Genomic DNA, 25090 nt, shown 5'->3' with positions numbered 1-25090 from the left:
ATAATTCCTTAGTCCGCCGGATATAATCTGTGGCTTCCGAGCTAGCGATGGCGTAAAATCGTTCATATCAACCGGGTTCTCAGCCGCCTAAGCTCCACATGCCCGAATCCTCCGTTTCACCAAAAGTGGCTTCCCGCGCGCTCGGCGTCAGCGAGTCGACGCTCAAGCGCTGGTGCGACCGCGAGATTGTAAAGGTCACGCGGACGGCGGGCGGCCACCGCAAGTTGGCCGTTAACGAAGTCTTGAGGCTGGCGCGACTCCAAGGCCGACCCTTGGCCGCTCCTGAACTTGTCGGCCTGCCGCCGCGCGGCAAGTTCGCTGGCGGCGATGCATCCGAGCAAGCCCACGCCATGGCTACTGCGCTCCTCTCGGGCGGCTACGAATCGGTGCGGCAGATTATTTTCGAACTGCTCGCGAGCAAGTACTCGCTGAGCGAACTCTGCGACCAAGTGATCGCTGGCGCCTTCGCGATCATCGGGGAGCGCTGGGCATGCCAGGAAGCGGACGTCTACCAGGAGCGTCGTGCCTGCGTCATCCTTCACCGCATCCTCGCTGAGATCCGCACCCTGCAAACCCCCTCGGCGTCCGCGTCTGCATTAGGTGCGACGCTCGACGGAGACCACTACTCCTTGGCGTCAACGATGGCAGAACTCGTACTGCGCGACTGCGGCCTGGACGCGACTGCGCTCGGGACGTCAATCCCCGCGGACTCCTGCATTCATGCCGTTCGTTCGCACAGGCCGGCGATGTTCTGGTTAAGCGTATCGCACGTGCCCGACGCCGCGCAGTTTCTCACAGGTTTTGCACGGCTCTCGGCGGCTTGCAATGAGGAGAGCGTCGCTCTTGTCGTCGGCGGCCGAGCACTCACGCCCGAACTTCGAACCGCCATGGTTTATTCCGCTGCCTGCGACACGATGCAGCAACTGGAGAGATTCGCGAACACCCTCCAACGCGGATTGATCTAAAACGCAGCGTTACACGGCGCGCCATGCGTTCGATGAGATCCGTCTCGCCCTTAGCGAAGAAACAAGAATGAGCTCCATCAAATTGTTCGCCGCGTTGGCGCCTATCACGATCATTGTCGACGTGTTGTGGATCGGCGTGCTCATGAAAAGCTTTTACCTGGGCCAGATCGGAGAAATCGCGCGCCGCGAAGGCGGTTCGTTGACGCCGAGGTGGGGGGCGGCTCTCCTTGTCTACTTGGTCATTCCAGCAGGCCTAATCCTATTCGTCCGCCCGTTGCTTGCCGAAGAAAGCCGTTTGATCACGGCCTTGATTCACGGAGCCATCTTCGGCTTCATACTCTACGGCGTCTACGACTTCACAAACTTGGCGACGCTTGAGAAATGGACGGTAAGGATGACCCTCGTCGACGTCGCGTGGGGAATGACATTATGCGGGTCAATGAGCGTCGTCATGGCGCTGCTGGAACGCTGGTTGGCGCGTTGAGCGGAGAGTTTTGCTCCCAGTAGCGGCTGAATGCGCGTCCTAGCGGCCGCGCTGCGCTCGCTGCAACTCCGTCGCGAGATTGGTGCGCTGCGCCTCCACTCCCGAAAGCTCTATCGCCGGCTCTTGAGTAGAACATTCGCAAGAGAGTTGGACGCCGTCATGACGCTTCTCACTGAAGAGCGAGTGGTTGGCGTCCCGCGTTGTCGCTGCAGCGACACCGTCGGAGGCAGTCCGTTGATTTCATCGATTTGCGGAACGAAAGAGTCTGTGGGCGTACGGCGCCGCTGATTCCAAGTAGCGACATTGAGCTTCCGCATAGAGCATGCTGAATGCCAGCGAGGATTTGCCGGAGCCGGAAACGCTCGTGAAAAGGATCAGGGCATTTCTCGGAATATCGGCGTCGATCTTCTCGAGATGATGCTCTCGAGCGTCTCTCACTCGAATGAATTGATCCGGCACGCTCACGGCGGCGCGCTTCTGGTGCAAATTGGGATTTCGAGCCATGGTTGTCGTCGTGTGGCGTCGCGCTAAGAAGCATGCAGGACGCTATCGGACTCTGATGACCGCCGTGCACTCAAACCACCGCCCTGCCCTGAGCGGTTCGCGACGCGGGCTTGCGAACCATCGATAAGGGCGGGATGGCGAAATTTCAGTCGTCGGCGACCCGCCATGCCGCACCGCCCCTGCTGGGAGGGGAATGACTCAAGGTCCGCAATCGCAATGACGCACGATCGGACGCTGAGTATACTGCTCTCCTGCAAGCGTCCACAGCGGCTTTTCTCGGTGTTCGCTCAGAGCATCTCGGCTTTTCACTAACGTATCTCAAGGTTCGCGAAAGCAGTAATGATTCATTCTCAGCGGCAGATGCTTCTTGTCCGTGCCACGCGTTCACTAAGTTTGACTTGCTTCGTAGCTGCAACGGCTGTCGTCGTCTCCTCCGCGAATGCTGCAACCTACACCTGGACGGGAGCGGCAGGCGACGGTCTGTGGTCTGGACTCAACGGGCTAATCACAAACTGGTCGCCGAACGCACTTCCCTCGGCATCGCAGTCGATCGCGTTCACGACCAACACGCCGACTCCCACCGTCAATCTGCAGACCGATCGCACGATCAACGACGTGACCTTCGGCGGTACGCAGCCCTACGTCCTCACCGGCGGAACGCTCACGGTTGCCAGCGGAGCGATCAACGTCAACGGCGGCGCCACGGCGGTCACTCACGACATCCGCTCGCCGCTTACGCTCGGCGCGGCGGGCGTCTTCAACGTTGCCGGTCCTGCCACGCTGTCGATTGAGCGAGGAGTCACCGACGGCGTCAACAGCTACGGCTTGATAAAAACCGGCGCCGGGACGCTGACGTTATCAAGCCAAACCTCCAACCTCCACTCGCTTGCGGCGACGGAGGGCGTGCTCAACATCGATGCGACGAATGTCAGCACGCGGCTGGTGAACGATTTCGCATTCAACTTTCAAACCACCGTGAACGTTACCCATGGCGCTACGCTGGCGAACGCCCCGGCCAGCTTCCTGAGAATCGGAGGCGTCGGGCGGCCCGTGCTGACGCTCGACGGCGAGGGAACGACGGCCACCGGCTCGGTCTATTTCCTGGCGGGGCACGGCGGCGGTGCGGGAGTCGTCGACATTCGCAATCGCGCCGCCGTCTCGACCGGCATCTTCATCGTCGGCATCGACGACGAAGGCCCCTTGGGGAGCGCCGCCACCATTCGCGAGCGCGCTACTTTGACCGCGGACGCTTTTTCGATTGGCGGCTCTGCTGGATCGATCGGAACAGTGACCGTTTCCGATGCGAACACGCTCGTCCAAGCCGGTTCGATCCTGATTGGCGGGTATCACGCCGCGGCCTACGGCGGCGTGGCCACGATGACCGTGAACAAAAACGCCCAGGCGATCGCCAATACCGAAACCCGGTTCTTCACCACGACCAGCACGCTGATCGTCGATCGAGCAACGTTCACGACGCCGCGCCTCGGGACGTACGTCGGCGCGATTCCGTTGATTCAGCTAGCGAATGCGGGTTCAACGGCGGCGCTGCAGATCACCAATGACGACGTCGCGACGACCACCACCTACGCTGGCGCAATCGCCGACGTCCCAGGCGGTTCCGGCGGCATTCGCAAGACTGGCGCCGGCAATCAAATCCTCGCCGGCACGAGCACCTACACCGGCGGCACCCGCATCGAAGCCGGCACGCTGACGCTCGGCGTCAGCAACGCCCTGCCGACGACGGGGGCCGTCACGATTGCCGGCGGCGCGCTCGAACTCGCGGGCAACATGCAAAAGACCGGCGCGGTCACGCTAGCCGGCGGCGCCATCAACACCAGCTCTCCCGCCTTCTTATTGCCGGCCTCGATGACGTTGCAAAGCGGCACGCTCGCCGCGCCGACAATCAGCAGCGGCGCCGTCAGCAAGACGACTGCGAGCATGGTGACCGTCAACGCCCCGCTCACGGCCAGTTTGGTGACGGTCAGCGCGGGGACGCTCATCTTAAACCAGGGAGTCACGACCGCTGCGGTTCAAGTAAACGGCGGCACGTTGCAAGCCGCCGGAATGATTGTCGGCGACCTCGCCAGCGCGCCTGGCAGTTCCGTAGTGCTAACGGGCGCGACGACGTTCAAGGGCAATACAACGCTTTCGGGGGCGCTGACTGTAGGCTACCACTCCTTGGTAAGCGATTCGCAAGCGCTTACCGTTGGAGCACTCACAATATTGGGGGGAAACGTGCTGGCCAACGCAGGTGTGAACGTCAACGGCGCCGCGAGCGGCTTTGGCACGGTCATCGGCACGGTCTCTGGACCGGTTGGTGCGTCGTGGACCGCCTCAGGCGGCACGCTTACGCTGGGCGATGCCCGTTACATCAACGGCTTCAGCGGCTTCAACGGAACGTTGGCGGCGGGCGCTCATCAATTGAATTTGCTGAGCGGCGGATTCGCCAATTTGGGATCGCTCAACACGCTCGCCGGCGGAACGTTGGCGAGTCTCAACGGGCTAAATCTCCTCTCCGGTCGCCGTCTCACGGGCTTCGGTAGCGTTCAAGGGGCATTTCTTCATCAGGGCGCCGTCACCGGCGGCAGCGGAGAAGATGTCCTGCTGTTCACCGGCGCCGTCAGCGGGCCAGGCAGCTTCGCAGGGAACGTTCGGTTCGACGGCAGCTACAGCCCCGGTTTTGGGATAACTGCGGTTAATTTTGAGAATCTAGCGCTGACCGCGAATTCTCGGCTAGACATCGAAATTGGCGGAATGGAGGCTGGTTCGCAGTTCGATCAACTTAACGCTGCTGGAGCTCTATCGCTTGACGGCGTCTTGCGAGTGTCGCTCCTCGGCGACTTCGCCCCGACCGCTGGCCAATCGTTCGACCTGCTGAACTGGGCGACGCTCAGCGGTCAGTTTGCGTCGCTCCAATTGCCGCAGCTCAGTGGGCTGTTCTGGGATCGTTCGCAGTTGTACACCACCGGCGTCTTATTGGTCGTCGCGCAGCTCGAAGCCGATTTCAATTCAGACGGAGCAGTGGATGGAGCCGACCTGGCGGCGTGGAAAGCGGGCTTCGGCGCCAACTCTCCTAGCCGCGCCCAGGGCGACGCGAATGCAGACGGCCGCGTCGATGGCGCCGATTTCATGCTGTGGCAGCGGCAAGCCGGAATGAGACTGTCAGCAACTGCGGCTGCCTCAATCCCCGAGCCGAGCACGCTCACGCTCATTGCCATGCTATTCGCCATAAGGGCGCTGAACCGCCGCAACTCGCCATTCGTCGCTTACGAAGCGCCCAACTGATTCAAGCGAAGATCAGCGGAGTTTCTCAGCGGCGCGTAAGCGGCGAGCGATTCTGGACGGCCGCGGCGGCCATTTGCAGCAACGCCCTGGCATAAAGATGGACGGGGTCTACTGGATCGAAGCTGCGGCACTCGGTGCATTCGCCGCTGCCGATGCAAACACTGCATTGGCGTTTCGCACCGCGCGGCCCGAGGCAAGGCTTCGATCCGCGGCCGCCGCACGCGCGACAGCAGCCAGTGTCGTAACAGTCTGTGCAAACGGTCATCTGAAGCCCCGGCAGTAGAGAGCAGCCCCTCCGACGGTTGGCGCCGACACGCGGGAGGAAAGTTGCGAAGAGTGCCACGCAGCGCTCTAAAAAGCCCTGAGCGTGCGCGTCGATGCGCCACTTTCGATGGAAGTTAGCCGACGATTGTGAAGAGCCAATGCAGACGGCGCGAATTCCAGAACACAATTCTTCTTCGATTTTGCTTCGCGAGAACGCTCGCAAGAAATCTAGCGCCGGTAGCGTCATTGAAACTGGTTTAAGAGCGCGAACCCGACGGAGATGATTGGCCTAACGCATGCCAACTACTGATCGCAGCTGAAGAACGCGAAACAGGCTGATAAACCCCATCAGCAGAATCAGCGCGACTACCCCGCCTAAAACGAGCGCCGCAATGAGATACGACATGGCTTCGCGATGCGCCGCTTGGATCGCTACCTCAGAAAGCTCCTCCAGCCGCTTGGAGAATGCGGCGAGTCCGTCCGTATACTCGTGCTTTTTGCCCAGGTATTCTTCGCCGTTCAATAGTTCCCAGGCCTTCGCTGCTTCATGCTGACGCACCAACGCGAAAGCTTGGTCTTCCAATTGGACAAGGGCGGCGTTGGCATCACCGACCGCCGCCAGCTCGGACTGTGTGCTGGGAACTAGTTCAATTGCTTGGGCAATCGCAGCGTCGAGTTCGGGTAAAACGCGCCGGTAACGTTCTTCCCATCTTGGCTCGCCGGTAGCGGCAGCCAGCGAGCACGAATTGGTTAGCACTTCGTCCAGAAAGAGTATCTGGGCGCGTAGGTCTTGGACGCGCATTTCATGGCGCTGAATGGCTTCGATCACGCGATAGTTGCGATAGGTCGTCCATGCCATCGCACCCGCCAGCAACGCCAGCATGACGACGCCGCCCACAGCAATCGTTGAGGGCAGCGGATTGCGTCGGGCCCAGCTGACGAGTTGCTCGAAGGGAGTGGCCGCGCGGGCTGTGATCGGTTCTCCTTTGAGGAAGCGACGCAGATCGTCAGCTAAGTCGCCGGCCGTTTGGTAACGGTTAGCGGGCGACTTTTCGAGACACTTTAAGCAGATGGTTTCTAGGTCTCGCGAGCACGAGGGCCGCAGGCGTCGAATCGGTACGGGGACGCCGTTGATCACCAGTTGTAACGATTCGGCGGTCGACGATCCTTCGAACGGCGTCTTCCCGGCGAGCAAACGATAAAGTATCGCCCCCAGGGCGTACACGTCGACCGCTGGCGTCGCCTCGCGCGTGTGGCCGCTGGCTTGCTCAGGCGACATGTAGCCGAGACTGCCCATGACGGACACGGTTCTTGTGTGGCTGTCATCCTCGCCAACTTTCTTCGCCAGTCCGAAGTCCGTGATTTTCGGCTCGCCGCTGTCGTCGAACAGCACATTGCCTGGCTTGAGGTCGCGATGGATGACGCCCGCTTGATGCGCGTACTCCATCGCTTCGGCAAGTTTCGCCACTAACTCGGCCGATTCGCGCGACGCTAGCGGCGACTCGTCGATACGGTCTTCCAGGCTACCGCCGCCGCAGTACTCCAAAGCCAGAAACGGCAACCCTTCGTCCGCGCCGACTTCGTAGATTTGGACGAAGGTGTGGTGCTTGAGCCGAGCCACTGACTCGGCTTCGATCTGAAACCGAGCGAGTTCGACGTCGCCGGCATGACCGCCGGCGAGAATCACTTTCAAGGCGACGTTCCGCTTGAGCCGGGGATCTTCCGCCTTGTAGACGACTCCCATTCCGCCGCGGCCGATCTCAGCGAGAATTTCGTAGGATGCAATTCGCTTGGGAGTTCGGGCTTTCTTGTCGGCTCGATTGCCAGCTTCGAGACGATCACCCAGATTGGCGGGACCTGCTTCTGAGGTATCTCCCGGCGCTGTGGACGTATCGTGCTCCCCGACGTAGTCCATCGTCACGTCAGGACGCACGGTTCGATTGCCTGGGAGTTCGTCGGATGGCATGTGATCAACGGGCGGATGTTGGGATCATAATTCCTGATGCGCTATTGCCCGAGATGGGCGATCGCGTCAAGGAACGGCGTGTCGGGTATCTGCAGCAGTCCCGTGAACGGGCTTTGCAATTCAAGAATCAGAAAGATCGCCCCCGCCACTGAGAGCGCTGCCAGCAGCAGCGCTGTTAGCGCCGTGCCGTTGCTCGGAGCGAACAGGCCGAAGCTCCCAAACAGTACGGCGATCCAGAACACCAAGATGCCTAGCATCGGCTTCGAAAGCGTCGTGCCCGCTTGCTCGTATTGCAGCCAGCGCATCTGCCCGATTTCCAAGCTCGTCGAAACGGCTTGAGCTTGCAGCGTCTTTTGCAAGTCGGTCTTAGGCGCCAGCGCCTGAATGGCGACTAACAGCTCTTCCGTTCGCATCGCGCTCGGGTCGAGTTGAGATTCCCCGGCGTACTGCTCAGGCCACATTTGGTGCGTAATCCGCTCCACGACGCCACGGTAGAGTTGACGCACGTCGTTGGCTTCGGGTCCAAAGTTGGCCAGCAGCCGGTCAAGATAAACGGCCTTCGCCGCTAATTGCGTCACGCCGCTGGACTGCGTGTCGTACGAATCCTTCGCCGATGCGACCAGCAAGCCGAGAATCAGCGCCGCCATGGTCGCCACGAAACCCATCGCCAGCTTCACCGTCTCCTTCGTCTCCGAACTGAGATGGTGTTCCGGCAGCGTGCGTCGTAGGCGCATGCCGACCAATGCCCCGGCGAAAACGCATGCAAAAACGGTGAGCGAAGTGGCTACGGTGTTCATGCGCCAAGCGATACCGCGGATCGTTGAGAGGTTGGAAATCGGAACGGCGTATGCCGCGACGATCGGCGGTCAGTCCACCGCCTTAACTGCCGGAACCTCCCACGAGCCGTCGATGATCGACGGCGGCGTTTCTTTCGGCCAATAAAGCCGCAGCATGAGAATGAACTTATCCTTGGGGGCCGGTAGCCAGTTCGATTCCAACTCTGCGCCGGGACTTTCGTTTTGAATGTAGAGGTCTACAGAACCGTCGGAGTTCGACTTCAAGGGTTGTCGCGCGCTGATGCTCTGCCGGTTGATGGGGTTCTCTACGAAGAAGTAGTCCTTATCGTACATCGTGAGCGACCAGAATCCCTGCGCTGGCGGCAGCTGGCCTTTCGGGAAGTGCATCACGTATTTCTTCGCGCCGGTGTACGACTTGAGAACGTTCGGTCCCTCGGAAGTGGGATACACTGCGTCCTGCGGGCGGTTAGCGCCGAGGCCGATGGCGGTAATCAATGCCCGCTGAATGTAGTTGACGCCGTACTCTCCGGTTTTGGTGGTGAAGAGCCAGCCGTGCTCTAGCTTCATGTCGCCCGCGACGATGCCTTCCTTCAGCCACAGCATGATTTTTTCGTTGGCGAGCTTCGGCACTTTTGAAAACGCTTCCTTCGCCACGGGGCCAAGTTTGCTGCTGTCAAACGGTTGGCCGGGGACGATCCCCAGCCGGGCCATTTTCGCTAGCATTGGTGCGTCGGCCGCGGCGGGCGGATTGTCCTTCATCAACTTGGCGAGCAAATTGAAATAGTCGTCCGCGCTCAATGCGTTGACCTGCTCGCGCACGGCGGTCTTCATATCGACGCTCGGATCGACTTTGCCGGCCGGCGGCGTATACGCTTTGCCGTAGGAACTCAACGGCACGATCGAGATTTCATCCTGCAGCTTGTGGACGGCCGCGTAGTCTTCCGGAGTTCCCGTGCAGTAGATCCGCCCGAGCAGCCAGACGATCGAAGTCGGCGACTTGTATTCAATGACGTCTGCCGGCAGCTTTCCTTTCCAACCTGGCCCGGTGATCGCATACTTCTGCGCCCCCGTGCCGGTGGTCCGCTTGCCGGGCACTTGAAAGACGTTAGTCCAAGCATCGAGCATCGGGAAGAGGTAGTACCGGTCGTGGGCATCGGGCAAACTCAGCACCCACGGCTCTTTACTCACGTCAATCCATGCGGTGGTATATAGCGTGTCGGCATTGGGCGCCGTCACATCGCGGAACTGAGCGGTGGGATACTCGCGCATCCTAACGAACTGCCCCATCGGCGCGCGTGTGCCGGCGGGCTTCTCGACGTTGGTCATCGCCCGCCGAGTCATTTCCATCGTCACCAACGGATAGCCGTAGATGTACGCCTCGATGCCGGAAGGAACGGCATCGAAAACGGTTTCTTCGGCTGCCGCTGTGCGGAGCGTCGCGAAGAGCGCGAGGATGACAAGGCCACGTTGAATGAAGCGTTGAGTGCTCATAGAAGCGCCGGTTGTTGGTGTTGAGGAGCGTCGCTAACAGTTTCTCGGTCGTTTCGAGCTTTTGCTCGCAGTTGCTCGTATTGAGCAGCTCCAAGGGATGGCAGAGCCGCAAACTCAATCTTAACCATAAACGTCATGGCTAGGGGAGTTGTCGCTTGCCGCCCAATGGCATTGCACGTCTCCGGCTCTTCGCTCGTCCGGGACGTCCTTTCAGGAATCTGCCCAGAGATTCCCTAGGAGCTCCATGCCCCATCTTGGCATTTCCTTGTATTCCAGACTGCCGGCGGCTAGCTTGAAACAAACTGCATCCGGCAGTCTATCCGATCTAAGTAGTCGTTCGATCCCGAACGACGCTGACTTTTCCTTCAGGCACTCTCATGAATTTCCGGACCGTAGCCGTAGCCGCTTCGCTTGTCGCGTGCTCAACAATTTCGCAGTTGGCTCGAGCGCAGCAACCGCAGGCGAGCGGCGCGGCAGCCCCGGCGGCAAAAGCCGTCGACGAAAACGTGGCGGCGATCCAAAAGACGGCGGACGCGTTTACCGACGCATTCAATCGCGGCGATGCGAAGGCGATCGCAGCACTCTGGACGGCCAACGGCGAGTACGTCGACGAATCGGGGAACGAGCACGCCGGCCAAGCGGCGATCGAAAGCTGCTACGCCGATTTCTTCAAGGCGAATCCTGGCGCTTCGCTCGCGCTGGCGATCGACTCGGTGCGGTTCGTCAGTCCGACGGTAGCCATCGAAGATGGGCATACAGTCCTGACGCTCCCTCCTGCGGGCGAATCGACGAGTAGCGACTACTCGGTCGTCCACACCAAAGTCGACGGACGTTGGTTAATGGCCTCCGTGCGCGAGGCGCGTACGGACGGCGGCACGGCTCACGAGCACATCGCCGATATGCAGTGGCTGATCGGTTCGTGGACCGCCGAAGAAGGAGGCGTGACGACGAAGTCTGAATGCAAGTGGATCGGCGACAAGAGCTTCGTGGAGAGAAAGTACACGACGAAGGCTGCCGACGGCGTCGAGACCAGCGGCGTGCAAATCATCGGCTGGAACGCTCAAGCGGGGCATGTTCAGTCGTGGAACTTTGGCGCCGACGGTTCGTTCGCCGTCGGAGTCTGGACGCCGACCGAAGGAGGCTGGCAAGCGTCAGTCAGCGGCGTCACGGTCGATGGCGCCACGACGTCAGCCATCAATCGACTGCAGCGACTCGACGACAACGCATACTCTTGGCAATCGGTCGATCGTTCGCTCGACGCAACTTCGCTGCCAGACAGCGACGAAGTGATTGTGCGTCGCAACGTAAAAAAGTGACACGTTCAAAAGTAAGACGTTGAAAAGCAGATCGCTTGCCAAATGCTTAACAAACTCATTGGGAATATCTCCATGACTTCTCGATTCGCGCTGACTCTGGTTTGCGTCGCGATGTGCCTGCTGCCGACAGATCTTACGTGGGGGCGCGGCCGCGGCGGAGGCGGTGGTGGCGGCGGTATGAGTCGCGGCGGAGGCGGCGGCTTCTCCGGCGGAGCGCGGCCTGGCGGCGGGTACGGCGGAGGAGGTTATGGCGGCGGCGGATATCGTGGCGGCGGTTACGGCGGCGGTGGCGCGTACGGTGGAGGCGGAGCGCGACCTGGCCCGTCAAATTTTGGCGGCGGGCAGATCCCCTCGCCGGGGCGACTCGCAAATCCAGGTGGAGGTGGCTTACAGAACCGCGGGGGCGCGAACTTTGGCGCCGCGGGCGAGCGCGCGGGTGGGGGCGCGGCGGGCCGAGAATTTGGCGGAGCCGGCGCTGGCGCCGCGGGCAATCGATACTCCGCGCCGAGCCGCGATCAGCTCAGCAGTTTCTTGGGACTGCCGTCCGATGAAGGCATGCAAGGGCGAAGCGCCGGCACGAACCGTTCTGCGAGTCAGCTTCCCGCGGGAGACGGCGGCGCGTTCGATGTGAACAAGGGAACTGCGGAGGGACCTCGCGGCGGCGAAGCGGCGGGGATCTCGGTCACCGGGCCGCGCGGGAATACGGCTGGTCGCGCCGTCGCTGAAGGACCGCGCGGCGGCGTCGCCGCGGCAGGTGGCGTGAAAGGAGCCGGCGGCGCGGAGGCAGGGCGTGCGGTGGGCGTCGGCCCCGGCGGCCAAGTCGCTGCCGTCGGCGGCGTGCGCGGTCCTGAAGGGGGAGCCGCCGTTCGCGGAGCGACCGCCGGACCGCGCGGCGCAGCGGCAGGGTTTGCGCGCGTCACGCCGTCGGGTCGATATGTGGCCGGGGCCGCAGTGAGAACCAACTTCTCGCACTGGGGCGTCTACGGGCGGGGCTGGTACGCTCAGTATCCCGGCGCCTGGTTCGCCGCCGGTTGGGCGGCGGGCGCTGTGTGGAACGCCTGCACCTGGGACTCGGCGTCGGCCTACTGCGGTTACTCCGACGTGCCGCCTACGTACTACGACTACGGTAACAACGTCACCTACGAGGACGGCAACGTCTACGTCAACGGCGATGACGCCGGCACGTCTGAGCAGTACTACGATCAGGCCGATCAGATTGCCGCAGCGGGCGCCGCGGCAAGTGCCTCCCCTGACGGAGACTGGCTTCCGTTAGGCGTCTTCGCCTTCATGAAGCCCGACCAAACCAATTCCGACATCAGCATTCAGCTGGCAGTGAATAAGGAGGGCGTCATCCGCGGAAATTACACCGATTCAGCGACCAAGCAGAATCAAGTCGTCCAAGGTTCGATTGACAAGAAGACGCAACGGGTCGCCTTCACCGTCGGCGACAACAAAACGAACGTGATTGAGACTGGGCTTTATAACCTTACAAAGGATGAAGCGCCCTGCTTGCTTCACCTTGGTAAAAATCAGACCGAGCAGTGGTTGCTTGTGAGGCTCAAGCAACCGCAGCAAGCCGCCGCTGATACTCCGGCCCCCTAACTGCCGCTACACGCATGCAAGACTCCAAGATGCCAGAGGACTGAAGTCGCCACGCGCTTCAGCCATCCATGATCGCGCGTTGAAGCCTTTGATGGCGTCGTTACTCAAACGCACTAGCGGTCAGCGTGCTAAACCAACAGCGTGCGAGAGCTCAGTAAATCGACGCGACCATCGCCCTGCTCGACATGGACGCTCGTCGTTTGCCGACTGCGCGGCCAGCGATTAACCAACTTCTCCAGGGTCGTTCGCCAATCGCTAACTTGCGGTTGATCAGTGAGTTCGACGGCCGAATGAGCTCTCTGGCCGGCCGGCGTGAAGCGCCGCCGTTCGATCAGAATCTTCGCCTCCAGTAGTGCGTCGAACTCCGTACGCGCCAACATCGCGCCGCTGATCGGTGACGAAGTCGCAGCTCCATACATGATCTTGGTAGGCCGAAATAGCCGTACGCAAGAGCCGCCGGCGAGTTGCAGGCGCCCTAAGCGAAGTTGCCCGATGTATTTGGCGTCGCGATGTCGGCTGCCGGGATGTTCATTCTTACCAACGGCCGGCGGCTGGCCTGCAGGCGCTCGCCAGTCCTGCTGCCCGAACAGCCTCCGAGGCGTTACATTGAACTTGCGATCTAGAAGGAGGTTGCCGCTTGCAGCGGTTGTCGAAGTTGATTGCCGATGCGTCCTCGAACTGATTCGCGTGGGGCGAAATACTCGCCGCATCTTGAATATTTTCCCCGGAAAAACCACGATACCCGCCCTGTGTTATGCTCACTTTCCTTCACGCCGCCGACATCCACCTCGATAGCCCCCTGAGAGGGCTTGATCGTTATGAAGGCGCGCCCGTTGAAGAGATCCGCATCGCTAGTCGAAGAGCGTTTGAGAATCTGGTTGAGTATGCGATCCGCGAGCGAGTCGCTTTCGTCGTTCTGGCAGGCGATTTATACGACGGAGACTGGAAAGACTTCGACACGGGACTATTCTTCGTCGAGCAGATGAGCCGACTGCGAAAAGCCGACATCCATGTGTTCGGCGTGCTAGGGAATCACGACGCGGCGAGCAAGATTACTCGCAGCCTTCGGCTTCCTGCCAATGTTCACATCTTTTCGACGAGCGCTCCCTCCACGCAGCGTATCGAGAAGCTGAACGTTGCTATTCACGGCCAAAGTTTTGCCAGCCAATGCACGGCCGTTGATTTGGCGAGGAGCTATCCCGCCGCCGTCCCCGGATGGTTCAACATCGGAGTTCTGCACACCAGCATGAGCGGCCGCGAAGGGCACGGGAGCTACGCGCCCTGCTCGGAAGCTTGCTTGCGGGAGAGCGGCTACGACTACTGGGCGCTCGGACATGTGCACCAACGCGAAGTGCTGCCAGGAAGGCCGACGATTGCGTTTCCCGGCAACATCCAAGGCCGGCACATCAGAGAATCTGGCCCGAAGGGCTGCCTCCGCGTCTTGGTGGACGATCAGAACAAGGCGACCGTGGAGTTCGTGCCATTAGATGTCCTGCGGTGGACGACGGCGACGGTGCCGCTGGATGGAGCGGAAGCGAAAAGCGAGGTTTTAGAACGCGTCGACGACGCCTTGCGTCGCGTCGTGGAAGCTTCCGAGAATCGTTTGACGGCGGTCCGCATCGTGTTGACCGGCACAACGCCGCTCGCCGCGGATATTGCGGCCAATTCTCGCCAGTGGAACGCCGACGTTCGTGCGACGGCCATCGACGTTGACGCAGAGAAGCTGTGGGTCGAAAAGGTGAAGCACGAAGTCTCGATGCCCGTGCAACAAAGCTTAGCCGAGGGCGACGATTCTCCTCTCGCCGAGGTGGCTGCCATCGTTGCGCGGTTGACGGCGTCGGAGAACGCGGCCAGCGAACTCGGCATCGACTTGGCTGAGCTTGAACGCAAGCTTCCAGTGGATATCAAAGAAACGATTCTCGCCGCCGATCCCCACTGGTGGCGCGAAATCCTGGCGGATGCGGAAGCCAAGCTGCTTGCCGAGTTGAAGGGTTAAATTGCATGCGACTGGAACAGCTTCAACTCATCGCGTGCGGTCCATTCACGGAATGCAAGATCGCGCTGCATCCAGGGATGAACGTGCTCTACGGGCCGAACGAGGCGGGAAAAAGCTCCGCCTTGCGCGCCGTTCGTTCTCTCTTGTTCGGGTTCGATCACAAAACGACCGACAATTTTATTCACAGTTATCAACAATTGCGCGTCGGAGGAGTCTTAGTCGATTCCCAAGGAAACCGGCTTGAATGCGTTCGACGGAAAGGCCGCACGACGACGCTCCGGGACAGCGCCGATGACAAGCCCGTCGACGAAACCTTGTTGCAGTCAATGCTCGGCGGCGTGAGTGAGGATTTTTTCTTAACGGTTTTCGGTATCGACCATGCGCGCCTCAGAGAAGGCGGCCAGGATGTGGTGCGCGGGCAAGGCCAGATCGGCGAACTGTTGTTTGCCGCTGGCGGCGTCGCCCATCTGCGCGACAAGCAACTGGCTTTGGAAGAGGCCGCGAATTCGCTCTACAAGCCGGCGGGAAAAAATCCCCGCATCAATGCGTCTCTCTCCCAAGTTAAGCGACTCAACGACGAGATTCGCGAGTTGCAACGCTCCCCGGAAGAGTGGGCGCAATTCGACGCAGATCTCCAGCAAGCCACCGAGTTAGAACGCTCGCTGAAGTCGAGGCTTGACGAATCTGAGGCTAAGAAGGCTCGGCTCGGCAGGATTTACTCGGCGATCGGTTTACTTGCTTCTTGGAAACAGAAGAAGAGCGAGTTAGCGGCGCTCGCCCATGTGGTGTCCCTGTCTGCTGATGTGGCAGAGCGTTATCAAGGCGCACGCGAACAAGAAATTCTCGCTGTTGGCGCTGAGAAGCAAACAAAGGAAGAAATTGAGCTTTTGCAAGCGAGGCGGGACGCCGTTCATGTGCCAGTCGGCCTGCTCGATAAGGCCATTGAGATCGATAGCCTGTACCGACGGCTGGGAAGCCACGAGAAAGCCATTGCCGACCGAGCCGTGCTCGAGGGGCAGAGGCGCACGGCTCGCGACAATGCGAAACGCTCCATCGAGAAGCTGGGGTGGGATCTGAAACTCGACGACGCCGCCCAGCGTAGGCTGCCCGATGATCAGAAAGCCCGCGTGCGTGCGCTGGCGCACAAGCATGGCGAGGTCTCGCAACGTTGCTCTTCTCAACAACAAGCGGTCGAAAGCTTAAGGCGTCGGCTAGAAGCGTGCACCATCGCGTATGCGGGCATGCCGTCGTTGTCTTCGACGCCTGCCTTGAAAGAGTCGCTGACAGCGGCAGTGGCGTTCATGGAAACCTACCGTCGCTTGGACGAGCGACGTCGGGGAGTCGCGCAGTTGCAAGGCGCTGCGAACGATGCAGCAGCCCGACTCCCTCTGTGCGATGGCTCGCTCGATCAAATTCGCTTGCTCAAGGTTCCCAGCATCGAGACGACCGACGTTTTCGACGAATCGCTGAGAGAGATTCAAGGAACCTTCAATCAGTTGCAGAAGCAGAGAGCTTCCTGCCAAACCAATTCACAAGGCGTGCGCCAAGAGTTAGAGGCCCTTGAGCTGGCCGAATCTGTGCCAACAGAAGAAGACTTGCAAGCGGCGCGAGCCGTTCGTGATCGCGGCATTCGCATGGCGGTGCAGGCGCTGAACGGGCAGGAAATCGATCCGACTGCGAGCGCCGCCTTCGTCAACGACGTCGCCGAGGGCGACGACGTCGCGTCAGCGCTGGAACCGAGCGTTCGCCACTCCGACGCCCTCGTTGACCGCCTGCGTCGCGAGTCGGCGCGAGTCGCGAAGAAATCCGCCTTGCTGGCGCAACTCCACGCTCTGGAGGGAGAGGCCGAAACGCTCGACCACGAGATCATGGAGGCCGATGCACGGCAAGCTCGCTGGCAAGCGGAGTGGAACCAAAGTTGGCGCGGAGCGAACATCATCCCGATGACGCCGAGCGAGATGCGGGTTTGGCTTCGCAATCATACCCAACTATTGACTCTCGCGGATGAGTCGGCCGCTGCAGCTGCCTTGCTGGCAGCGGACGAGAAGTCCATCGACGCCATGCACTCGAGCCTCTCAGCCGAACTGCTTGCCTGCGACATTCAACCGCCGCAGGGAACTCCGTTTGATTCGCTCCAGGCGCTCGCGCGAGCCCGCGTCGACGAGGTCGAGTTCTTGCACCAAGAACGTTGCCGTCGCGAAGCGGAAAAAACGCGACTTGAAGCGGAAGTTGCCGACGCCATCCGCGACGCCGAAGCCGCTCAAGCCGAACTGATCGCATGGAAAAATGAATGGAGCGTCGCTCTTGTCCCTCTGCAACTCGATGCCGAGGCGGTTCCTGAGCAGGCAGAAGCGGTCCTCGCAAATCTTGATGAGCTGTTCCGCAATTTAGACAGCACCCACGGTTATAAGTCGCGGATATTCGGAATTGACAAAACCGCCAAAGAGTTCGCTCAAGCTGCCGAAGAACTCTGCGCGGCGATTGCCCCAGACCTGTCAGCGGCCCCTGTCGAGCACGTTGCGGCGACCCTCAACGCTCGCCTGGCCTCGGCAAAAGAGTCGCTGCAGCAAAGCAAGTCGTTGGAGGAGCAGTTGCTTGCCGAGCGGCGGAAGCTGAGCGAGGCGGAAAGCGACTTGAGGGCTTCGCGAGCGGTGCTTCAGACGCTACTCCAAGAGGCGGCGTGCGAATCGCTCGCGGACTTGCCCGCCGCCATCGCGAACGCCGCCGCGAAAGCCCGCTTACAAGCGAGTTTACAGGATATTGAAAGCCAACTGCTCCCATTCTGCGCCGGCAAGACGCTCGACGAGTTTAACGCCGATGCGGAGTCCGAGGACGCCGATCGGTTGGAGTCGGCGATTGACGACCTGGAGACGGAGATCGCTTCGCTACGCGAGCAACGCGACGAAGCGATCAAGTCGATCGTGAACTTTACTGGAAAACTTCAGCAGTTTGCCGGCGCCGCGGCGGCTGCGGAGAAGGCCGACGAACGGCAGTTCCTGTTACGACAACTGGAGGACGATGTGCGAGAGTACGCCATCGCCTCTGTTGCCGGTCGCCTGCTTCGTCTCGCCGTGGAAAGGTACCGAGAGAAGTCTCAAGGGCCTGTCCTCGCAGTAGCTTCAACGTACTTTGCAAAGCTGACGTGCGGTGCGTTCAAAGCTCTCCGTTCAGACTACGACGACGCCGGCCAGGAGGTGTTGATCGGCGTGCGTGAGAATGGCATGGCGCTCGCTGTAGAAGCGATGAGCGAAGGGACGCGCGATCAACTCTATCTGGCGCTGCGATTGGGGACGCTAGAACACTGGTTTGAGCGGCACGAGCCAATCCCTTTCGTCGTCGACGACGTCCTGCTGACCTTTGACGACAAGCGCGCCAGCGCAGCGGTTGAAGCATTGCTGGAGCTTTCAAAAAGGACTCAGGTGTTGCTCTTCACCCACCACAGCCATGTGGCGAAGCTAGCCAGCGACGTAGCCGCATCCGCTGCCGAAGACACGCAATGCAAGATCCTAAGTGGATGGAATCGTTCGACCTAAGTCTTTGCGTCAACTTGCACCTTTCCACCATTGCGGGCCCTCCCCTCGCAAGCGAGCGGGGAGGGCCCGCCCCCGGGCGCCGATGCCCACAGAAAGCATGGAGTACGGTGACTCGCCCTCGGTTGGCCGGCCTGCGTTAGCGCGCCACGCGATGGCGACATCGCAAATCGCTGCTTAATTCATCAAAGCGCTCAACAGCGTCGGCACTGGAGCCAAGTCGAGTTAGACGTACAAGGCCAAGGTTTGTGGGCGGTTTGCGGAACAAGGCGGCGTTGCCAGTTGCAATGAGCACAGACCTCCGCTCAGTCGGATCAGTTGGTCGCTATCATCGGCCGCCGCGCTCGGCGGGCTAAGACATAGTAGAAGACCGGCGTCAGGAAGATGCCAAAGAGCGTGACGCCGAGCATGCCGGAGAAGACGGCGAGGCCAAGTGCGCGGCGCATTTCCGCGCCGGCCCCGACGGCGATGGCGAGCGGCACGACGCCAAGAATGAACGCAAGCGAGGTCATGATGATCGGCCGCAGGCGGAGACGGCAGGCTTCAATCGTCGCGTCGCGCGGCGAGGCGCCCTGGGCCGATTTCTCTTTGGCGAACTCGACGATGAGGATCGCGTTCTTGCTGGCGAGGCCCACCAGGACGACCAGGCCAATCTGCACGAAGATATTCATGTCCATCCCCGCGAGAGCGACGCCGATCACCGAGCACAGCAAACACATTGGCACGACGAGGATCACCGCGAAGGGGAGCGTCAGGCTTTCATACTGCGCCGCTAGGACGAGGAACACCAGCACCACCGCCAACGCGAACACGATCATGGCCGTATTGCCGGCGAGGATCTGCAGGAGCGTTAGTTCGGTCCATTGGAAGTCCATGCCCTGCGGCAGTTCTTGAACGCCAAGCTGGTTCATCGTGCTGATGACCGTGCCGGAACTAACGCCGGGAAGCGAGCCGCCGTTGATCGCGGCGGCGGTCTTGCCGTTGTAGCGAACGACGAGCGCAGGGCCGGCGATCTCCTGGATACTGGCGACGCTGCCGATCGGAACCATTTCGCCGTTCAGGTTGCGCACTTTTAGTTGACGGACCTGCTCGGGGCTGAGGCGAAACTTCGGATCGCCTTGCAGGTTCACTTGCCAAGTGCGGCCGAACTGATTGAAGTCGTTCGTGTAGTAGCCGCCCAGGTAGAGTTGCAGCGTGAGGAAGACCTCGTTGAGTTGGACGCCCATCGCTTTGCAGCGGACGCGGTCGACGTCGACGAACATCTGCGGCGTGCGGGCGCGAAAGGCGCTGAATAGGCCGACGAGTCCTGGTTGTTGGTTGCCGGCGGCGGCGAGCCCGTCGGCCGCTTCTTGGAGCGGTTCAAAACCGAGCGCGCTCAGATCGCGGACCATCAACTTGAATCCGCCCGCGCTGCCGAGGCCGTCGACCGGCGGGGCGCCGAAGACGGCGACGTTCGCTTCTTGAATCTCTCGGTAACAGGCGGCGCGGAGCTTCGCGGCGACGGCGTCGGCGTTGAGCTCGGCGCCATGGCGATGGTGGAAGTCGTCGAGGATAACGTAGACGGTGCCGTAGTTCGAGCCGATGGCGTTCTGGACGATCGACTGGCCAGAGATGGCGATGGTGTGGGCGATGCCGGGGATACCGCCGCTGGCCTGGGCGTGCGATTCGTCTGAGGCTTCGTGGTTAACCAGAGAGACTTGGTTTGGCGCGGCTTCGTCAGGCGACGCGTCCGCCGCCGATGACGTAACGCCGCGGGCAATCGCCTCGACTTGGTTCATGACGGCCATCGTCCGTTCGAGCGACGCCGAATCGGGCAGCCGCACATCGACGAGCAGGTAGCCTTTGTCCTGGTTCGGGATGAACCCAGTCGGCACGCTGGTGAAGCCGATGTAGGTGAAGTAGAGCAGCCCGCCGTACACGGCCAGCACGACGACGCTGCCGCGAAGGAGCATGCCGACGACGCGGCCGTAGACGTCCGATGCCTTCGTGAAGCCTAGGTTAAAGAGTTTGAAGAACCACCCCAGGCCCAGGTTCAGCAGGCGCGTGAGCGAATCGGGCGTTTCGCTTTTTGATTTGAGCAGCAACGCACAAAGAGCCGGGCTAAGCGTCAGCGAGTTCACCGCCGAGAAAAACGTTGACACCGCGATCGTGAGGGCAAACTGTCGGAAAAACTGGCCAGTAATGCCGGAGATAAACGCACAGGGAATGAAGACGCACATCAGCACGAGCGAAATGGCGATGATCGGTCCGGTGACCTCGTCCATCGCTTTCTCTGCCGCCGCTTTTGGCGCGAGGCCGTGGGCGATGTGATGCTCGACCGCCTCGACGACGACGATCGCATCGTCGACGACGATGCCAATCGCCAGCACGAGCCCGAAGAGCGATAGGTTGTTGATGCTGAACCCTAGCCCCATCATCACGGCGAACGTGCCGATGATCGCGACTGGCACGGCGATGAGCGGGATGAGCGTCGCTCGCCACGACTGCAGGAATGCCAGCACAACCACCGCGACGAGAATGATGGCGTCGCGGAGCGCCTTGAAAACCTCGTGGATCGACTCGTTGATGAACGGCGTCGTGTCGTAAACGATCGCATAGTCGACGTCGGGCGGAAAGCTCCGCTTCAGCTCCGTCATCCGGGCGCGAATGGCGTCGGCCGTGTCGAGGGCGTTCGAGCCCGGCTGTTGGAAGATCGCCAAGCCGACCGAAGGCTGGCCGTCGAGTCGGCAAGAGGTGTCTTCGACCTTGGCGCCAAGCTGAATGCCGCCGAATTCCACGCCCGCGTCGTCGGTGCGAACGTCGGTCACCAGATCGCGCAGACGCGTCGTCTCGCCGCTGCCGCCGGTCTTCACGACGATCTCGCCGAACTCTTCCGGCGTCGTTAGGCGCCCGAGCGTCGAAAGCGTGTACTGAAACGCCTGCCCGGTTGGAATCGGCGGACGGCCCAGGGCGCCGGCGGCGACTTGGACGTTTTGCTCGCGGAGGGCCGCGACGATGTCGCTTGCCGAGAGATTGCGGGCGGCGACTTTATCTGGATCAAGCCACGCCCGCATGCTGTAATCGAGCTGACCGAGGAAGGTGACGTCGCCGACGCCGGTGATCTGTGCGAGTTCGTCGCGCAGGTTGATCGTCGCATAGTTGCTCAAATAGAGCTGATCGTAAGTTCCCTTTGGCGAGATAAGATTCACCACGAGCAAAATGCTCGGCGACTTCTTTTTGACGCTTACTCCTGTCTGCTTCACCTCAGACGGCAGCGTCGGCAACGCGAGGTTCACGCGGTTCTGCACCAGCACCTGCGCCATGTCGAGATTCGTGCCGACGGCGAACGTTGCCGTTAGGTTGTAGCCGCCGTCGTTCGTCGACTGCGAACTCATGTAGAGCATGTTTTCGACGCCGATCACCTGCTGCTCGATCGGCGCGGCCACCGTCTCGGCGACCACCTGCGAACTGGCGCCGGGGTAGAAGCAACTGACCTGCACCGTCGGCGGCGTGATCTCGGGATACTGCGCCACCGGCAGCCCCGTTACGGCGATGGCTCCGGCGAGCGTGATGATCACCGAGATGACCGCGGCGAAGATCGGACGGTTGATAAAGAATTTCGCCATGAAGATTTATCGAACAGACAAGGGGCGTCGGCTTCGTCAACTACTTACAAACTCGTTCGATGGCTAGCCGCTGGCATGAAGCCAGCGGCTAGCCAGGCTCCAACTTATTGCTCCACTTGGGCTTCGACTCGCTGCCCAGGCTTCACGCGCTGCATCCCCTTCACAATCACGCGGTCGCTCTTCGAAAGCCCAGAAGTAATTACGCGCAGATCGCCCTCGCGCCGCCCAAGCTCCAAAACCCGACGATTGGCGACGCCGTCGTCGCCGACGACGTAGACGAACTTCACGTTCTGATCGGTCGAGAGCGCCCGCTCAGGGATGAGCAGAGCTTCGTACGGCTTGCTTACCGGAATCTGGATTCGTACGAACAATCCGCTGGCGAGAGCGTGGTCGGCGTTCTCAAACACCGCCCGCAGGCGCGCCGTGCCGGTGCTCGCGTTCACCGCGGCCGATGCAAAGTCGATCAGCCCGCGATGCGGAAAATCCTTCTCGTCGGCCAGTTGCACGAAGCACGCCACGCCCTGCTCGGTGAGATTGCCGGTCGACGCCTTTTCGGGCGCGCGTTGCCGCATGTAGCGCAGCAGCGAACGTTCGTCGACGTCGAAATAGACGTACATCGGCTGTTCGTTGACGATCGTTGTGAGCAACGTGCCGGAACTCTGCCCGCCAGTGAGGAGATTCCCTTTGCTGACTAGTGCCCGGTCGACGCGACCGCTGATCGGCGCCTTGATCTCGGTGTACTTCAAATCGACGGCGGTCCGATTCGCATCGGCCTTGGCCGCCGCGATGGTCGCCTCCGCCTCGTGCACCGCGGCTACGGCTTCCTCATACTCTTCTTGCGAAATGGCGCCGTTGGGCCGCAGCTTTTCCTTCATCGCCAACTTGCTGCGAGAGAGCTCGAGATTGGCGCTGTTGACGGCGATCTTGGCTAACGATTGCTCGTGAATCGCTTGATACTCATCCGGCTCGATCGTGAAGAGCGTCTGCCCCTCCTTCACGTAGTTGCCGTCTTTGAAGTCGATCGACTTCAGGAACCCAAAAATCCGTGAGCGAATTTCGACGATCTCCGACGCTTCCGTGCGGCCAGTGTACTCGTCGGTATCGATGATTTCTCGCGTCGCCGTCTCGGCGACCGTGACTTGCGGCGTCGGCTGCTCGATGACAGGCGCAGTCGTACTACAACCAATGCTCAGTAAGGTCGCTGTAACTAAAGCAGCGGCCGTTTGAAGAGCTTGTCGGCCCATGCGAAGGCATGACTGTGCGTGGAGGTTCGTTGTTGTAATCATATTGGGCTAAGCGTCTCTGAGCGTGTCAGATGGTTGCGCAGCTCGTGTTTTTTCAGCGCCGTTCGGAAAGCGTTCACGTCTAACGGTTACCCGATGTCGGCATGCATCTCGCGGCGAGCTCAAACGTATTTCCACCTGCGAGCTTTGCGGGATTCGACAAGCACTACTATTTCCACCGGCAATATACCACAATGACAGGGGCAGGCTCTTTACACGGTACTTTGTCGGCCCTTCGACAGTGACGAGTGCCCGTGAGTTCTCTCTTCCCGTTCGCTCGTTGAACGACTCAACGGCTGGAGGCGTCTGACGTGAAAACGTCAACCACGAGAACTCTCGCGAGCCTCATTGCGCAACTCTCGTACCTATAAGTATTTGAAATCGAGCGTTTGACAAATGCCGACTTTTCATCGCTTAGAATTTAACGTCGGCCTCAACGCGGCGCTGAGCCCGCCGCTGCCGCAGACGACTTCACCCATGACGTACGCGAGATCGAACTTGACGTCTGAGAGGCGTCGCAAGAAGAACTCTTAGCCGAGAAGATCAAGTCGGATTTCGACGCGCGGTTATCGATCAGCGATATCGAAAGGAAGTATCGCTGTAGTTATACAGTCGTCGACGAGGCGATAAAGCGCTGGTGTGAAGCCAACGGTCTGTCGCGGCCAGATGGGAGATCGCTCCAAAATCGCGTCGCTCAACAACGTGCAGCCAAGCGCTTGATGAGCGAAAATATGGAACCGTGGCAGCACGACCTACTAGTGAACGAGATTGCCACCCAACTAAACTGCGGGTTGGGGACTATCAGAGCCGCCGCTGTAGAATGGCATGAAACACGCTGCCTGCTCACCGTCGGCGACGCGTTAGTAAGACTGTAGCCATAGCCCCTACGCCACCGAGGCCGAGACTGGTCGGTTCTGGGGTGATTACAAAGCCAGCAAACGCAGTAGCGGGTGCACTCGTCCAGAAATTCCTGCTCCGATTTCTTCATGAACGTCAGGAGCAGCTGGATGCAGAGGGCCGCCACCAGCGCCACGAGCGTCGTCTCGAACGACATTGTCAGACCAGCCGTCACGCTCCGTAGTTTCGAAGTGACGACGTCGAAATTCTCCGCCGATTGCAGTACGCCGCCGAATTCGCCGATGGACGACGACAGCCCCTGCACGGTCCCGATGAAGCCGAGCACCGGAATCGCCCAGACGAACCCGGCGACGACGCTGTAGCTGGTTTCGAGCGCCGCTTCGTCGTTTTCGGCTTGCGAGCGGAGGATCTCGTCGACGTCGCCGACGCGGCCGAGGTTCTTCAGGTTCGCCAGCGCGACGCTGATGCGGTTGTAAAGCACGAAGTGCCGCGTTCTTCCAGGAGTTGATGCTCCTGCGAGGCGGGTACCTCGAAACGCGACTTGCGGCAGAACTCGATCGTCTTGCGCAGCCGTTCGGCCGAAGCATTGAAATTGTTGGCCGTGAGCCGGCTGCTAAGGTTGGCGACCGTTTCCTTGAGAAATCGCTTGCCCAGGGCGTCGACGGTTTGCTGCCGCTCCTCCGCGGCGGCGAACAGATCTTCCGCTCGCGCGTAGCGTTTGCGGACTTCGTCCTTGTAGTCGCTGAGCACTGAATCGAAGTTCTTGCGAAATCCACTCGCCAGCGAAGCGGCGGCGGCGACCGAATCGCGCAACTGAAGGTTGTCGGCGCGAAGTTCATCGCGTTCCCGCCGCATCAGCAGCAGCGACGCATTGAGCTGGCCGAACCGCAGCGTCAGCGGCAGCGCCAGGGCGAAGCAGAACCCCCCCAGAAACATCGCCAAATCGCCCATGCCGAACAAGAGGCAAACGAGCGCGATCAGCAGGAAGAGCGGCGCTACCGCGAAAGAAGCGTAAAGAGCGTAATCAAACCACTCCGTCTGAGCAGGCGCCGGCGGATGGGGACGGCGTCGCGGACGTCCCGTGGATAGTCGAAAAACGTGACGACGGTTTGGCACTTCGGACACTTGCGCGGCTGCGAGAACG

17 protein-coding genes and 2 pseudogenes are annotated in these 25090 nt (G+C 60.7%); 8 read left to right on the top strand and 11 right to left on the bottom strand.

The features are described from left to right. Positions 1 to 98 precede the first annotated feature (98 nt). The gene (locus PLANPX_RS18470; protein ID WP_152100157.1) at positions 99 to 965 is read left to right on the top strand and encodes a MerR family transcriptional regulator; all 867 of its coding nucleotides are present in this window, start codon (positions 99 to 101) and stop codon (positions 963 to 965) included. Positions 966 to 1032: 67 nt separating this feature from the next. Further along, positions 1033 to 1449 carry a DUF2177 family protein gene (locus tag PLANPX_RS18465; RefSeq protein WP_152100156.1) on the top strand — a complete coding sequence of 139 codons (417 nt, stop codon included), beginning with the start codon at positions 1033 to 1035 and terminating at the stop codon, positions 1447 to 1449. Positions 1450 to 1689: 240 nt separating this feature from the next. Here the strand turns inward: PLANPX_RS18465 and PLANPX_RS28125 are convergent, their stop codons facing one another. Further along, positions 1690 to 1953 carry a hypothetical protein gene (locus PLANPX_RS28125; RefSeq protein ID WP_232536178.1) on the bottom strand — a complete coding sequence of 88 codons (264 nt, stop codon included), beginning with the start codon at positions 1951 to 1953 and terminating at the stop codon, positions 1690 to 1692. A 393-nt stretch (positions 1954 to 2346) separates the two neighbouring features. On the opposite strand from PLANPX_RS28125, the gene PLANPX_RS18455 reads away from it, so the two are divergent. Then, the gene (locus PLANPX_RS18455; RefSeq protein WP_172992161.1) at positions 2347 to 5238 is read left to right on the top strand and encodes a beta strand repeat-containing protein; all 2892 of its coding nucleotides are present in this window, start codon (positions 2347 to 2349) and stop codon (positions 5236 to 5238) included. Positions 5239 to 5791: 553 nt separating this feature from the next. Here the strand turns inward: PLANPX_RS18455 and PLANPX_RS18450 are convergent. The 3 genes from PLANPX_RS18450 to PLANPX_RS18440 form a co-directional block, all read right to left on the bottom strand. Beyond that, the gene (locus tag PLANPX_RS18450; RefSeq protein WP_152100154.1) at positions 5792 to 7468 is read right to left on the bottom strand and encodes a serine/threonine-protein kinase; all 1677 of its coding nucleotides are present in this window, start codon (positions 7466 to 7468) and stop codon (positions 5792 to 5794) included. Positions 7469 to 7509: 41 nt separating this feature from the next. Next, positions 7510 to 8202 (bottom strand): DUF4239 domain-containing protein, encoded by a 693-nt coding sequence (locus PLANPX_RS18445; protein WP_232536177.1) that lies wholly within the window; start codon positions 8200 to 8202, stop codon positions 7510 to 7512. 132 nt (positions 8203 to 8334) lie between these two features. Beyond that, positions 8335 to 9756 (bottom strand): DUF1254 domain-containing protein, encoded by a 1422-nt coding sequence (locus PLANPX_RS18440; protein WP_152100152.1) that lies wholly within the window; start codon positions 9754 to 9756, stop codon positions 8335 to 8337. A 377-nt stretch (positions 9757 to 10133) separates the two neighbouring features. Between PLANPX_RS18440 and PLANPX_RS18435 the strand changes: the two genes are divergently transcribed. Next, positions 10134 to 11072 carry a YybH family protein gene (locus tag PLANPX_RS18435; RefSeq protein ID WP_152100151.1) on the top strand — a complete coding sequence of 313 codons (939 nt, stop codon included), beginning with the start codon at positions 10134 to 10136 and terminating at the stop codon, positions 11070 to 11072. Positions 11073 to 11144: 72 nt separating this feature from the next. Further along, positions 11145 to 12674: a protocadherin gene (locus PLANPX_RS18425; RefSeq protein WP_172992160.1), complete on the top strand. Its 1530-nt coding sequence runs from the start codon at positions 11145 to 11147 to the stop codon at positions 12672 to 12674. Between the two features lie 128 nt (positions 12675 to 12802). Here PLANPX_RS18425 and PLANPX_RS18420 read toward each other — a convergent pair whose 3' ends face one another. Next, the gene (locus PLANPX_RS18420) at positions 12803 to 13054 is read right to left on the bottom strand and encodes a hypothetical protein (RefSeq protein WP_172992159.1); all 252 of its coding nucleotides are present in this window, start codon (positions 13052 to 13054) and stop codon (positions 12803 to 12805) included. 374 nt (positions 13055 to 13428) lie between these two features. Between PLANPX_RS18420 and PLANPX_RS18415 the strand changes: the two genes are divergently transcribed. Together PLANPX_RS18415 and PLANPX_RS28515 are read left to right on the top strand one after the other, a co-directional pair. After that, the gene (locus tag PLANPX_RS18415) at positions 13429 to 14670 is read left to right on the top strand and encodes a metallophosphoesterase family protein (protein ID WP_152100148.1); all 1242 of its coding nucleotides are present in this window, start codon (positions 13429 to 13431) and stop codon (positions 14668 to 14670) included. Between the two features lie 5 nt (positions 14671 to 14675). Then, positions 14676 to 15293: pseudogene (locus tag PLANPX_RS28515) on the top strand (ATP-binding protein); the annotation flags it as partial. 141 nt (positions 15294 to 15434) lie between these two features. Here the strand turns inward: PLANPX_RS28515 and PLANPX_RS28110 are convergent. Further along, positions 15435 to 15821 (bottom strand): hypothetical protein, encoded by a 387-nt coding sequence (locus PLANPX_RS28110; protein WP_232536174.1) that lies wholly within the window; start codon positions 15819 to 15821, stop codon positions 15435 to 15437. 90 nt (positions 15822 to 15911) lie between these two features. On the opposite strand from PLANPX_RS28110, the gene PLANPX_RS28105 reads away from it, so the two are divergent. Beyond that, on the top strand, positions 15912 to 18203 hold the full coding sequence (locus PLANPX_RS28105; protein WP_232536173.1) for an ATP-binding protein: 2292 nt from the start codon (positions 15912 to 15914) through the stop codon (positions 18201 to 18203). Between the two features lie 311 nt (positions 18204 to 18514). On the opposite strand, the gene PLANPX_RS18405 is transcribed toward PLANPX_RS28105, so the two are convergent. From PLANPX_RS18405 to PLANPX_RS18385, 5 genes and pseudogenes are all read right to left on the bottom strand, one after another. Then, the gene (locus PLANPX_RS18405; RefSeq protein ID WP_194175132.1) at positions 18515 to 21811 is read right to left on the bottom strand and encodes an efflux RND transporter permease subunit; all 3297 of its coding nucleotides are present in this window, start codon (positions 21809 to 21811) and stop codon (positions 18515 to 18517) included. Between the two features lie 98 nt (positions 21812 to 21909). Next, positions 21910 to 23049, bottom strand: a complete 1140-nt coding sequence (locus PLANPX_RS18400) for an efflux RND transporter periplasmic adaptor subunit (protein WP_172992158.1) — start codon at positions 23047 to 23049, stop codon at positions 21910 to 21912. An 882-nt stretch (positions 23050 to 23931) separates the two neighbouring features. After that, positions 23932 to 24012, bottom strand: a complete 81-nt coding sequence (locus tag PLANPX_RS28510; RefSeq protein ID WP_152101925.1) for a PEP-CTERM sorting domain-containing protein — start codon at positions 24010 to 24012, stop codon at positions 23932 to 23934. A 55-nt stretch (positions 24013 to 24067) separates the two neighbouring features. Then, a pseudogene (locus PLANPX_RS28505) lies at positions 24068 to 24427 on the bottom strand (MotA/TolQ/ExbB proton channel family protein); the annotation flags it as partial. After that, positions 24388 to 25071: a hypothetical protein gene (locus tag PLANPX_RS18385; protein ID WP_152100144.1), complete on the bottom strand. Its 684-nt coding sequence runs from the start codon at positions 25069 to 25071 to the stop codon at positions 24388 to 24390. The pseudogene PLANPX_RS28505 and the gene PLANPX_RS18385, both read right to left, overlap by 40 nt. Between the last annotated feature and the right edge of the window lie 19 nt (positions 25072 to 25090).

Origin of the sequence: Lacipirellula parvula (genome assembly GCF_009177095.1) — a bacterium.
Classification (GTDB): Bacteria; Planctomycetota; Planctomycetia; order Pirellulales; family Lacipirellulaceae; genus Lacipirellula; species Lacipirellula parvula.
The sequence above is the reverse complement of the archived record's forward strand: the minus strand, read 5'-3'. Positions and strand labels throughout refer to the sequence as shown.